The 12,150-nt window shown below is 72.8% G+C and carries 11 protein-coding genes; 3 read left to right on the forward strand and 8 right to left on the reverse strand.

The window, feature by feature from the left end; genetic code table 11:
- The first annotated feature begins 31 nt into the window (after positions 1-31).
- Positions 32-607: a LemA family protein gene (locus BCD48_RS44610; RefSeq protein WP_071054897.1), complete on the forward strand. Its 576-nt coding sequence runs from the start codon at positions 32-34 to the stop codon at positions 605-607.
- Positions 608-620: 13 nt separating this feature from the next.
- Positions 621-2,528, forward strand: a complete 1,908-nt coding sequence (locus BCD48_RS44615; protein ID WP_071054899.1) for a DUF2207 family protein — start codon at positions 621-623, stop codon at positions 2,526-2,528.
- Between the two features lie 208 nt (positions 2,529-2,736).
- On the opposite strand, the gene BCD48_RS44620 is transcribed toward BCD48_RS44615, so the two are convergent.
- The 8 genes from BCD48_RS44620 to BCD48_RS44655 form a co-directional block, all read right to left on the reverse strand.
- On the reverse strand, positions 2,737-3,063 hold the full coding sequence (locus tag BCD48_RS44620; protein WP_071054901.1) for a DMT family transporter: 327 nt from the start codon (positions 3,061-3,063) through the stop codon (positions 2,737-2,739).
- A gap of 116 nt (positions 3,064-3,179) precedes the next feature.
- Positions 3,180-4,322 (reverse strand): AIM24 family protein, encoded by a 1,143-nt coding sequence (locus BCD48_RS44625; protein WP_071054903.1) that lies wholly within the window; start codon positions 4,320-4,322, stop codon positions 3,180-3,182.
- A gap of 61 nt (positions 4,323-4,383) precedes the next feature.
- On the reverse strand, positions 4,384-5,076 hold the full coding sequence (locus tag BCD48_RS44630) for an AIM24 family protein (protein ID WP_071054904.1): 693 nt from the start codon (positions 5,074-5,076) through the stop codon (positions 4,384-4,386).
- Between the two features lie 73 nt (positions 5,077-5,149).
- On the reverse strand, positions 5,150-6,592 hold the full coding sequence (locus BCD48_RS44635; protein ID WP_071054910.1) for a TerD family protein: 1,443 nt from the start codon (positions 6,590-6,592) through the stop codon (positions 5,150-5,152).
- Between the two features lie 365 nt (positions 6,593-6,957).
- Positions 6,958-7,875, reverse strand: coding sequence for a hypothetical protein (locus tag BCD48_RS54710; RefSeq protein ID WP_241842472.1), 918 nt, complete (start codon positions 7,873-7,875; stop codon positions 6,958-6,960).
- Positions 7,876-7,943: 68 nt separating this feature from the next.
- Positions 7,944-8,846, reverse strand: coding sequence for an ABC transporter permease (locus tag BCD48_RS44645; protein WP_083420168.1), 903 nt, complete (start codon positions 8,844-8,846; stop codon positions 7,944-7,946).
- Positions 8,847-8,889: 43 nt separating this feature from the next.
- On the reverse strand, positions 8,890-9,843 hold the full coding sequence (locus BCD48_RS44650; RefSeq protein ID WP_071054913.1) for an ABC transporter ATP-binding protein: 954 nt from the start codon (positions 9,841-9,843) through the stop codon (positions 8,890-8,892).
- A gap of 206 nt (positions 9,844-10,049) precedes the next feature.
- Positions 10,050-10,694, reverse strand: coding sequence for a DUF6308 family protein (locus tag BCD48_RS44655; RefSeq protein WP_071054915.1), 645 nt, complete (start codon positions 10,692-10,694; stop codon positions 10,050-10,052).
- 418 nt (positions 10,695-11,112) lie between these two features.
- On the opposite strand from BCD48_RS44655, the gene BCD48_RS44660 reads away from it, so the two are divergent.
- Complete coding sequence (locus tag BCD48_RS44660; RefSeq protein WP_071054917.1) at positions 11,113-12,009, forward strand: PhzF family phenazine biosynthesis protein; 897 nt, start codon at positions 11,113-11,115, stop codon at positions 12,007-12,009.
- Positions 12,010-12,150 lie beyond the last annotated feature (141 nt).

Genomic DNA, 12,150 nt, shown 5'->3' on the forward strand with positions numbered 1-12,150 from the left:
CACAGAGAGATTCCACACAGAGAGATCGCAGATGAGCCCCTCCGTCCTGCTGCCGGTCGTCGGCGGTGTCGTCGTCCTGGTCGTGGTCGGGCTGGCCTGGTGGGCGGTGCGCGCCCACAACCGGCTGGTCCGGCTGCGCACGCAGGTCCAGTCGTCATGGGCGCAGATCGACGTCCAGCTCCGGCGGCGCCAGTCGCTGGTTCCCAACCTGGTCGAGACCGTGAAGGCGTACGCCGCGCACGAGCGCGCCGCCCTCGACGCGGTCGTCTCCGCGCGGTCAGGCGCCATGGCGGCGGCGCAAGGCCCCGGGCAGCGCGGCGCCGCCGAAGGAATGCTCACCCAGGCGATCGGCCGGCTTTTCGCGGTCGCCGAGGCATATCCCGATCTGAAAGCCAGCCGGAACTTCCTCCCGCTGCAGGGCGAGCTCGGCGAGACCGAGAACAAGATTGCCTATGCGCGCCAGTTCTACAACAGCGCCGTCCAGTCACTGAACGCGGCCGTCCAGTCCATCCCGACGAACATCGTCGCGGCCTTCGGCGGTTTCCACCAGGAGCCCTTCTTCGAGGCGGCGGAGGCCGAGCGCGCGGACATCCGCGTCCAGTTCTAATGGGCCTCGGCTGATGGGCTTCGAGCTGGGCCTCGCGATCGCCGCGATCGTCGGCTGGTTCGCACTGTTCGGAGCCTTCGTGCTGCTGACCAGGCCACGCCGCGTCTCACCCACCGCGCCGACGCAGGACTTCGGCGGCGACGAGCCGCCGGCCGTCGTCAGCCTGCTCGCGCACGGCTGGGAGCACACCGGCGACGCCGCCCGCTCGACCCTGCTCGACCTGGCCGCCCGCCGCCGCCTCGAGCTGCGCCAGCCCGGTGGCGACCCGCGCCAGACGACGATCCACCTGCCCAGGCAGGCAGGCGACGACAGCGACGCCGGCCTCACGAACTATGAGCGACGCGTCCTCGACCGGGTAAAGGGCCTCGCCACCGGCGGGGTGGTCCCGATGACCGCGCTCACCTTCCGCGACCCCGGACAGGCGAAGGCCTGGTCCCGGCGGCTGAAGGCCGAGGTGATCGCCGACGCCCGCCGGCGCGGGCTGACGCGCCGCCGGTTCTCCCGCCAGATCAAGACCGTGCTGATGGTGGCCGCGGCGGCGGCGACGCTCGCGGTGCTCGTCGCGACGCTGCACTACGACCACCGCGCGCATCCCCATGACAACCCGGCCGCCCCGGTGACGATCGTGACCTTGCTGGTGCTGGCCGGGATCGCCAACGTGTCCCTGGGCGAGCGGGACACCCCGGCGGGCCGGGCGGTGGCCGCGCGCTGGCTGGGGCTGCGGGAGTTCCTGCGCGGCGACGAGGCGTTCGCCGAGCTCCCGCCTGCCGCGGTCGCCGTCTGGGACCGCTACCTGTCCTACGGCAGCGCCCTCGGCGTGACCCGCGTCTGCGACGAGGCCGTCGACCTCGGGATGGGCGACCGCACCCTGGTGTGGTCGTCGTTCGGTGGCGGCTGGCACCAGGTCCGGGTGCGTTATCCGAGCCTGTGGGGCCGGTACGGCATGAAGCCGCTCCCACTGGCCGTCTGGGCCTCCTTCTGCCTCGTCGCGGGCATCGCCGTGCTGAACTACCGCGGCCGGGTCGTCGACGGCCTGGCGGGCCAGATCCACGACCTGCTCTGGCTCGTCAGCCTGCTGCTCGGCCTCTACCTGGTGATGCGGGGGGTGTATCGGCTGTTCCGCGTCGCCGCGGACGTGTCCTCGCCGGTGACCCTGACCGGCGAGGTGCTGTGGGACGCGCCCTGGCGGTCGAACTCCAGCGGAGACGACGGCGACAGCGTGCCCTGGCTGTACTACCTGGCCGTCGACGACGGCGGTACGGACGGCTCCGGGTATCCCGGCACGACCGCCTGGGGCGCCCCGCGGGAGCTGTGGGACCGCTACCACGTGGGTGACGTCGTGCGGCTGACCGCCCGGCCGTGGACCCGCCGGGTCCTCGAGATCACCGTTGTCGAGCCGGGCCGGGCCCGCCAGCTGCTCGAGCCGACGTCCGGCGACGCCACCGAGCAGCTCGTCGCCGAGGCGATGGGGGTCGCCCGGCCCGGTCCGCGGCGGACCAGGACCGGCGTGGGCGTGCCGTCGGCCGGCGCGCTGCTGACCGCCGACGAGGTCAGCCGCGGTGTGGCCAGGCAGGTGACGCCGCTCGCGTCGCCGATCGCCACACCGATGCCGGCGTCGATCCAGCTCTTCGAGGCGGACGGCCGCCAGGCGGCGGCCGTCCTCGTCAGCACGGGGCTGGCCGCCCGGCTCGCGCTGCGCTCCCGCCGGGGCGGCACACCGCTCGCGGGCATCGGCGACGAGGCCTATCTGGGTGACCGGTGGGCCATCGCCCGCAGCGGGGACCGCGTGGTAAGCGTGCGGGTCGAGAACAGGGCAGGCCCGCTCCACCCCGACAGCCTGCCCTGGCTGCTGTCGACCGCGGTCAGCCGCCTGCCCGACGACCAGCCGCGCCGCGACCGGCCCAGCGTCTGGGCGTCGTAGGGGGCTGTTGGCACCGCCGCCCCCGAGCCGCGGCGGTGCCAACAGCGGCGTGCTTCCCGTCTGCGGCCTGCGCGGGAAGCACGCTGCCAGGTTGGACGCCGCGCACGGCGGGCGGGTTGCTCCGTCTCCGGCCGAACCGGCGACGAGTTCCCGGCCGACCGGGCGCGCGTGGCACGGCCGCACTCGGGGCCGGCCGCGGGCGAGCCGCTCAGCGGTGGCTGCCGCCGAGCTGGAGGCCGATGACGCCGACAATGATGAGCCCGAGGCAGCTGGCCTTGAGGACGGACATCTCCTCCTTGAAGGCCAGCACGCCGATCATGGCGACGATCGCGGTGCCGACGCCGGACCAGATCGCGTACGCGACCGCGAGCGAGATCGTCCGCAGCGCCCGGGAGAGCAGGTAGAACGACACCGGGTAGCAGGTCGCGACCAGCAGTGTGGGCCAGAGCTTGGTGAAGCCGTTGGACTGCCGCAGCGCGGTCGTCGCCACGATCTCCAGCACGATGGCCAGGGCGAGCTGCACAGCCGCGGTCACTATCCGACCCTAGTCCGCGAATCCGCTGGCCGCGGGGCTGATCCGGCCATGTCACGCGGCGTTCAGCCGACGTCCTCGCGACCACGGGGACGCGGTCGCGAGGGTCGCCCGGACGGCTACCAGGGGCGACCGCCGGGCCCTCCGGGCTGGCCGAACAGGCCGCCGAGGGCGCCGCCGAGGCCCCCCTGCGGGTGGCCGGGCTGGCCGGAGCCGTGCGGGTTGCCCTGCCCGCCGAGCCGGTTGCCGGCGAAGCCGCCCTGGCCCATGCCGAACAGCCCGGCCGGCCCGTTGCCGGACAGCGCCTGGTACGGCGGCAGCAGCTCACTCGGCTGAATGATCGCGTAGCCGTCGCCGGCGAACGACATCTGCCAGCTCTCGCCCGTGTTGCCGCGCGGCTTCCACGCCGACGAGGACGTCACGGCGGCCTCCATCGAGACCTGCAGTCCGCTCGACCAGCCGACGACCGCGTCCGCGTCCGCGAAGTAGTAGTTCTGCGGGGTCACCCGCATGACCAGCGGCGCGCCGGTGGTGCACAGCGCGACCTTGCCGGAACCGGTCAGCTCGACCTGGTAGCTGCCGACGCCCGCGATGCCGACGTCGCTCTGGATTCGGACGATGTTCCAGTTCAGGCTCATGTCGAACGCGAGCACGTTGCGCCCGTCGATGGTCAGGCCGTCGCGGCCGTCCAGGTCGAGCAGGAAGATGTCCTGCGCCTGGTAGGCGAGGAAGACACTGCCGGCGCCGGACACCTTCATCAGGTGCAGGCCCTCGCCGTCGCCGAAGAGGTGGCTGAAGTGCCCAGCCCACCCCTCCCACTGCCCGTCGAACTGGGCGGCGCCCTGGTAGGCGACCATCGAGCCGGCGCGGGCGAAGAACTCCCGCATGCCCTGGGCGCCGAGCGTGGCCTTGAGCATCTTGCCGTTCTGCAGCGTGAACCGCTCGGCGCTGGCCACCTCGGGGTTGTCCAGCAGCGAGCTGCGAATCCCGGCGCTCGGGTTGCCGCCCATCCCGCCCATCCCGCCGGGCGGGGGTGGCATACCGGGGGGCATCCCGCCGGGCGGGGGCGGCATGCCCGGCGGCATCCCGCCGGGCGGCGGCGGGAACCCGCCGGGGCCGCCGGGCGGCGGCGGGAACCCACCGCCCGGGGGTGGTGGGTAGCCGCCACCGGGAGGCGGCGGGTATCCGCCGGGCTGGGGCGGATAGCCCCCTCCGGGGGGAGGCGGGTAGCCGTGGCCGGGCGGCGGCGGTGGGTAGCTCATGACGTCGTCCTTCCAGCCACGACGGGGCCAGCGGCGGGCCTGTTGACGGTGGGCTGCATGGTCATCCCCGGACCGAGAAGTGCGGGCGCTCGTCCTCGCTCGGCTGCACGACGACGAAGCCCTGGCCATGGAAGCCAAGCTGGAACGACTCGCCCGAGCCGCGGCCGAACATGCTGCCGAAACCGGCGGTGCGCCGCTTCTCGATGCTCAGGCCCTCGGTGAATGCGACCAGCGCGTCGGTGTCGACGAAGGTCGGCGCCTCGCGGGTGTCAAGCATGATCGGGTTGCCCTTGGAGACCATCGCGACCCAGCCGGCGCCCTGGGTGTTGTTGCGGATGACCACGTTGAACATGCCCATCCCCGACAGCATGGTCACACCCTTCACCCGCTCGATCCCCCACTGCAGGCTGGCGTCGAAGGCGAGGATGTTCTTGCCGTTCACCGACACGGCCTCACCCGGGGTGAGCTGCATGACGATGACGTCCTTGCCGTAGTCGGCGAGGTAGAGCAGGCCCTGGCCGCGCGCGGTCATCAGCGGGACACCCTCGCCGGTGGCCCAGCTGGACGCCAGCCGGCGCACCTCCGGCGGCTGCGGGTCGAACTCGATCAGGCCCTCATAGCCGATCATCGACCCGGACCGGGCGAACAGGTCGAAACCCGGCCACATGACCACCTTGGCGATCTTCGACCCGTGCTTGCTCATCCGGTCCATGACCGGCGTCGGGCCGTAGTGCTGAATCAGCTGTCCCTGCACCGCGGGCTCCTCGTCTGCGTCTGCGCCGCCAGAGTCACCTCTGGCCAAGTACGGGCCGTGGTCATCCGCGGGCTCACACCTCGTACGGCTGGACGACGATGAAGTGGCCGCCGCCCATCCCCTGGAACTGCAGGTTGTGTGACTCGCCGCTGGCCGTGTGGTAGACCTGCCGCGAGATCCGGACCTGCGACGAGACGCTGACGCGCATCCCGACGGTCCAGGCGACCAGCGCGTTGATGTCCCCGAACGTCGGCCCCTGCACGGGCAGCGTCATCGGCGTGCCCTTCGTCATCACGACGATCGTCCCCGGCCCGGTCATCTCGAAGTGGAAGATGCCGCCGCCCGGGATGCCGGCGCTCTCGATCCGCTTGACCTCGTTGGTGATGGTCGCGTCGAACGCCAGCACGTTCTTGGTGTTGACGCACAGCTTCTGGCCGGGGCCGAGCTCGACGATGTGCAGGTCGGCCGCGTCCTGGGCGAGGAACACCTCGCCCTGGCCCTTGCAGGTCATGAGCTTCAGGCCCTGCCCGGTGAGCTTCTCCTCGAGCATCCCGCGCAGGCCGCGGCTCTTGTAGTCGAAGTCGATGTTGCCCTGGTAGGCGACCATCGAGCCGCGCAGCGCCAGCGCGTCCTCGCCGAGGCGGACCTTGACCAGCTTGCTGTTCTGCTGCACCCAGCGGCCCTGTGCCTGGTTCTCGGCATACGGGGTGAGGCTCGCCATCGCGCCCGGCGGCACCGGCTGCGCCTGCGACGGCGGCGGCTCCTTGTACAGGTTCACCAGCGGCGACGCGGCGCCGGCCGCCGCGGCCGGCGGCTGGCCGTAGCCCGGCCGCGGCGCGGGCGGCTGGCCATAGCCCGGCGCCTGGGACGCGGCGGGCGCCGGCGGACGCGCAGCCGGTCCACCGGGGGGCGGCGCGAAGCCACCAGCCGGAGGGGGTGGCGGCGCGAAGCCGCCCGCCGCGGGCGCGGGCGGCGGCGCGGGCGCCGGATCCTCGACCTCGCCGCCGAAGGAGCGGATGAGCTCCGCGAGCCCGCCGGCGAAGCCCTGCCCGTTCGCGGTGACCCGCCAGACGCCCTTGCGGTACACGTCGCCGATCATGACGGCGCGCTCGGAGGTGAAATCGGCCCCGGTGAACGGGTACCGCATCACCTCCTGGCCGCCGACGACGATCCGGAAGTAGCCGGAGGTGATCTGGCTCCCGCTGCCGGCACCATCGAGCGCCGCGCAGAACGACAGCTTGTGGATCGAGGGCGGCACGGCGTCGAGGGTGATCCGGAACGACTCGGTGTCGCCCGACTGGGCGCCAAGCTGCTGGATCGAGCCCTCTGGCGACTTCGGCTGGTTGAAGAAGATGAAGTACCGGTCGTCGGAGAGCCGGTCGTTCGCGTCCAGGCCGAAGCAGGAGATGTCCCAGCTGGTGCCCGGAGCGTTGACCTGGATGCCGATGTACAGGTCAGTGCCCTGCGTGATCGCGGACAGCTGGCTCTTCTGTCCTCGACCGAACTGCGTGACCACGCTGTTCCTCCCGCCCCGCCCTACGATCCCCGACCGCGATCCCGGCCGGCCCGGCCCCGGCGCTGATCCCGCGCCGCGGCCACCGGGCGCCGACACCACCGATGTGACCAATCCCATGGTCGCACCACCGGCGGGCACCCGATGTGGACCGGACTGACCGGAACCTAACAGTCCACGGCCAAGGTCATCTCATCACCTGGCGCCACCGAGGTGTCAACCGGCGGACAGCGCGGGACAGGACGCGCGCCGCGCAGGACGGCACGCGCACAGCGACGACTCCGGCAGCACTGTGCTGGCAGCCATGCACACCGGCCGGATGCCCGGCTGGTCGCGCGACGACCATTGTCGGGCAGATGTGGGACCTGTCACGACGGTCGTTCCAGGTCGCCTAACGGCATCCAGGGGCGCGAGGCTTCGCCATCGTCGCGCCCCTTTTGGCTAGCATCACCCAAAGGCCTCCAGGAGCGCGAGGCTTCGCCATCGTCGCGCCCCTTTTGGCTGGCATCACCCAAAGGCCTCCAGGAGCGCGAGGCTTCGCCATCGTCGCGCCCCTTTTGGCTGGCATCACCCAAAGGCCCCCAGGAGCGCGAGGCTTCGCCATCGTCGCGCCCCTTTTGGCTGGCATCTTCCGAGCCGCCGGCGCCGCCACGATCAGCCACGCCGTTCGAGCTCGCGCCATCCGGGGTCCCGGCTCCGGCCACGGGCGCGGGTGGCTCGTCGTCCGCGAACGGCAGCGGACCGAGCTGGAAGGCGGACGCGGCGGCGAACACCGCGTCCGGCTCAGCTGGCTCGGCCACCGGCTCGACACCCCGGCGCCGCCTGCGCGGCCATGGCGCCGGCAGCCACAGTGACAGCGCCAGCACCAGCAGCGCCGCCATCGGCAGCACCAGGTACAGCCCGGTCGCGCGCACCCGCATGTCGACCAGGCTTATGACGTAGCTGCCCGCGTTCGGCGGCAGCTGGTCCAGCACGCCCGGCGAGCGGACCAGGTGGCCTATCCAGCCGGCGAGCAGGGAGCCCGCGAACCCACCGGCCGTGAGTCCCGCGGGGACCGGCCAGCCAGCGTCGGCGGCCCGGAGACGGGCGAGCACGCCGGCGGCGATGCCGGCACCCAGGCAGATGAACCCGAATGTCGCGTCGATGTCGGCCTGCGTGGTGAACGCGTTCTCGCTGCCGCTGATGCTGGCCGCGACGTCCAGGTGCGGCGCGGTGGCCGCCCACAGCAGGCCCAGCAGCGGCCCGGCGGCGGTGAGCGCGAGCAGGCAGACGATCCCCGCGCCCACCCCGGGAAGCCAGTACAGCCGGGCGAACCATCCGGCGAGGCCGACGAGGAAGGACCAGACCCGCTGCTTCACGCGGTCCCCGCCCGGCGCAGCGCCCCGGCGGCGGCCGCCAGGGTGACGACGGCGACTAGGGCGCACACTCCCAGGTCGAGGGCGACGATGCCCCAGCGGACCGACGGCAGGAACGTCTCGGTGAGGGCGTCGACGGCGTAGCTGCTCGGCAGCACGTCGCGCACCAGCCAGCCGACGCCGGGCAGGCGGTCGGACGGGATGATCCCGAGGAAGAGCACGATGCTCATGCCGAGCTGGCCGGCGATGGTGGCGAGCTCGGGACGGGGCGCGAGCAGCCCCGCCGCGGCGCCGATGCCCGCTAGGCTCCCGCCGGCGAGCAGCGCCACCGGGGCGAGGACCCACAGGCCGGACAGCGGAAGATCGAACAGCAGGGCGCCCGTGACGGCGGTGACGACGACGCCGGGGACGGCGAACGTCGCGTAGGAGGCGGCCGTGCCGAGCACCACGGCGGTACCGGGCACCGGCAGCGTCAGGTAGTAGTCGAGCGCCCCGGCGGCGCGCAGCGCGCCGAACCGCTGCGCGAGCAAGTTCAGCGCGACGAACGCGACGACGAGCACGGTGCACCCGGCGACGACCTGGGCACAGGTGGTCACGTCGGAGACGCTCACGACGCCGCGCAGCAGCAGCAGGATCCCCACCGACTGCAGGGTGGCGACGAACATCAGCGGCATGCGGGCGACCTTGCCGCGCGAGAGCTGCCCCCGGTAGACGGCGGCGAAGGCCGCCAGGAACGGCGTGCGCCCCGGCATCACGGGGACGACCGGCACGGTGCCGCCGCCTACGGCGCCCGCGGCGGTGGCTGCTCCCGGGGTTCCCACCCGGTCGGCGGGGCCGAGCGGGGAGGCCTGGGGGCCGCCAGCCGCGGGGATGCCGCCGGGGACGACGGGGGCGACGGTCACCGGGGCACCAGCCCTGGCCGGGGGTCGCGCGCGCGGGTGGGAGTCATGTGCGCTCCAGGTCGCGGGAGGTGCCGCCGAGCGACAGGTAGACGTCTTCCAGGGACGGCGTCGCCAGGCTGAAGTCGTCGAGGGCGGCGAACGCCGGGCCGGTGGTGAGTAGCGCGAGCGCCTCGCGGGCTTGCTCCGGAGACATCCGGACCGTCCAGCGCCGGCCCGCGCGGGTCGCCTCGGCGCCGAGCCAGCGCACGGTCGGGTCGTCGTCCGGCGGATCCTCGCGCCAGGCCAGCTCGAGACGCACGTCCGAGTCGACGAGGGCCTTGAGGCGGCCGGGCGTGTCGCAGGCGATCACCCGGCCGGCGTCGAGCACCGCCACCCGGTCGAGCACCGTCTCCGCCTCCAGCACGTTGTGGGTGATGAGGACCACCGTCACACCGGCCTCGTCGCGCCGCCGCCGCAGCGCGGCCCAGACAGCCCGTCGGCTGCGCGGGTCGAGCCCGGTTGTCGGCTCATCCAACACCAGCATCGGCCGGGAGCCGACCAGTGCCGTCGCGACGCAGGCCAGCCGGCGCTGGCCGCCAGAGATCTTCCCGAGCGGCCGCTCGGCGACGCCGGTGAGCCCGAGCTCGTCGAGCACGGCGTCCCGCTCGGCCCTGGCCGCGGCCTTCGTCAGACCGCGCATCCGGCCGGTGGTCTCGACCGCGGTGGCGACCGGCAGGTCGGCCAGCGCCAGATCGCTCTGGCCGAGATAGGCGGCGAGCCGCGCCGGCAGGTCCGGCCGGGCGACGACATCGTGCCCGAACAGCTCAATGCTGCCCTCGTCCGGCCGTAGCAGCCCCATCATCAGCCGCACCAGCGTCGTCTTCCCCGCCCCGTTCGGCCCGAGAATCCCGAACACCTCGCCAGCGGGGACGTCGAGGTCAATGCGGTCGTTGGCGACCACAACGGTGTCCCCTGCCCGGTGCCGACGGGTCAGGCCCCGGACGGCGAAGCTACGCACCCAACCATTCTCCCGTACGCCAGGCGTTGTACGTACGGCCGCACTGTCCGGAACGTCACTCGCCCGGCCGCGCGCGGTGTGCGCTCGAGGCCGCGCGACCGCGGGCGGGGCGAACGTCACACTGTTCAAACGTCACGAGACGCTCATCCGTGCCCGGCCACCGCCACCGCCCGCGGCCGTGAGGCGCGCGGGCGGGCACCGCCGTTTCAGACGGCGCTGCTCATCCAGACGACGATGTCGAGCATCCGCAGCGAGGAGACGGGCGGGCCGCCGGCGGGGACGAGGGTGGCCAGGCGCTGGAACTCCTCGGCGTTCTCGCGCAGGTCGTACTGCATGGCGCGGACCAGCAGCTGCATGTACTGGCGCCAGGAACGGCCGTCCTTCGGCGCCGCCGGGACGCAGTTCTCGTGCTGGTAGAAGATCCGAACCTTGGAGTCGAACAGCGGGATGAGGGTGGGGCGCTTGCGGTGCAGCACCTTGGCGATCAGTGAGCCCTTGACGTCGCGGTCGGAGACGTCCGGGTCGTCGAGCGGGTCGTAGAGCGCGGCGACCAGGTCGAGGGTGACGTCGTCGGCCTCGATCAGCTCGATCCCGGGCGGCAGCTTGTCCAGCGCGCGCTGGAGCAGTGGCATCAGCGCGGTCAGGGTGTGCAGCCGGTCGATGTCCACGCCGACGCCCAGCAGGCAGGGAGCGAGCAGGTCCCCGGTGCAGAGCAGGTCCGAGTCACCGTTCGTGACCAGGCCGTCGTAGTACGGGTAGGCGTAGCGCAGCCCGCGCCTGCGTGGTCCCAGATACTCCTCGAGCAGGCTCTCCGCGTCGAAGACCTCCCGGGTGCCCATCGCCAGCTTCACCGAAAGCTCCTCATCCTTCACGTCTGGTGCCGTCTCTGGCCATGCGAGCGCCGTCGGCCGTCCGCCCGTGAGGGTGTTTCCCCCGGTACCAGGTCACGCGGGGCCAGTGCCCCAAACAGTACGGCCGAGCGTGGCGCTCCGTGACCATCCGTCGGAATCGTCACTGATCGCCCCGAGCACCCAGCGGCGATCCCCGCGCGCCACTTCGGTCGGTACGGGCATCTCATCATCTCCCGACCCGCCATCCCCGGGAAGCACTGGTTACCGCCCAGCAGGCGCGCTGCCAGCCTGTCCCCGGCTGTCCTTTTTGGACCAGCCCGCCCGGTGGAACAGGACGGTGTCACCCGAGCCGGCGGCAACCCGGAGACACCCGCCACGATGCGGTGACGTCGCGGTCACGATGTGGTGACGTAGCGATATGGACGAGTTCCCAGCCGACGTCATCACGGTCGCCGCGTGCCTCCGGGGCGGCGACGGGGGCAGCCCCACCGCGGTCGTCACGGACAGCGGAGGGTTCGGCGACGCGGAGCTGGCGCGCATTCCCGCGAGGATGGGCACCTCGCACGTGGCCGCCATCGCCCCGGGCGTCGGCGCGCGGGGCGAGCGGGAGGTCCGGTTCTTCACGGCGACGGGCGAGCTACCCGGATGCGGCCACGGAACGGTCGCCGCGATCGCCGTTCTCACGCTCCAGGCGGCGGGGGCGGCCTTCCAGGGCCCACTGCGGGTGGCCGGGAAGGACGTCGAAGCCACCGGCGGGCTCGCGGCCGGATCCGGCGAGGGCGACGTCATCGAGGCCTGGTTCAGCCAGGGGCTGGTGGAGCATCGCGCCGCCACGGACGCGGAGCGCTGTGCGTTCCTGGCCGCTCTCGGCCTGGCGCCGGACGCGCTGCACCCCAAGGACGACGTGTCCATCGCCTCGCCCGGCAGCGAGCGCCTGCTGATCCCCGTCACCGACCGCGCCGTCCTGGCCGGGATCCGTCCCGACCAGGAGCGGCTGGCCGTCGCGAGCCGCCGGCACGGGCAGCTCGGCTGCTTCGTCTACGTCCCGCCGTCGCTCACCGAGCCCGCGGCGGCCCGCATGTTCGCCCCCGCCATCGGCGTGCCCGAAGACGTCGCCAACGCCAACAGCACCGGCTGCCTCGCCGCGCACCTCCTGCTCAGCGGCCACCTCGGCGACAGCGACCCGACGGTCGCCGTCGACCAGGGCGACGCCCTCGGGCACCCGTCCACCGTCCACGCCACCGCCACCCGCACCCCCCGCGGCATCACCACCCAGGTCGGCGGCACCGCCCGCGTCCTCCCCCAGCCCTCATAGCCAGCCGCGGCCGCACCCATACCGTCCACCATGTGGGCGCGGTAGTTGCTGGGCATTGACGGTGAAGATGACGACCTCCGCAAGCTCGATCCCGGCCTCGAGCTGATCACGGTCTGGAGTCTCGCCGGCGTCGCCGGACCC

Origin of the sequence: Pseudofrankia coriaricola, assembly GCF_001854805.1 — a bacterium.
GTDB lineage: Bacteria > Actinomycetota > Actinomycetes > Frankiales > Frankiaceae > Pseudofrankia.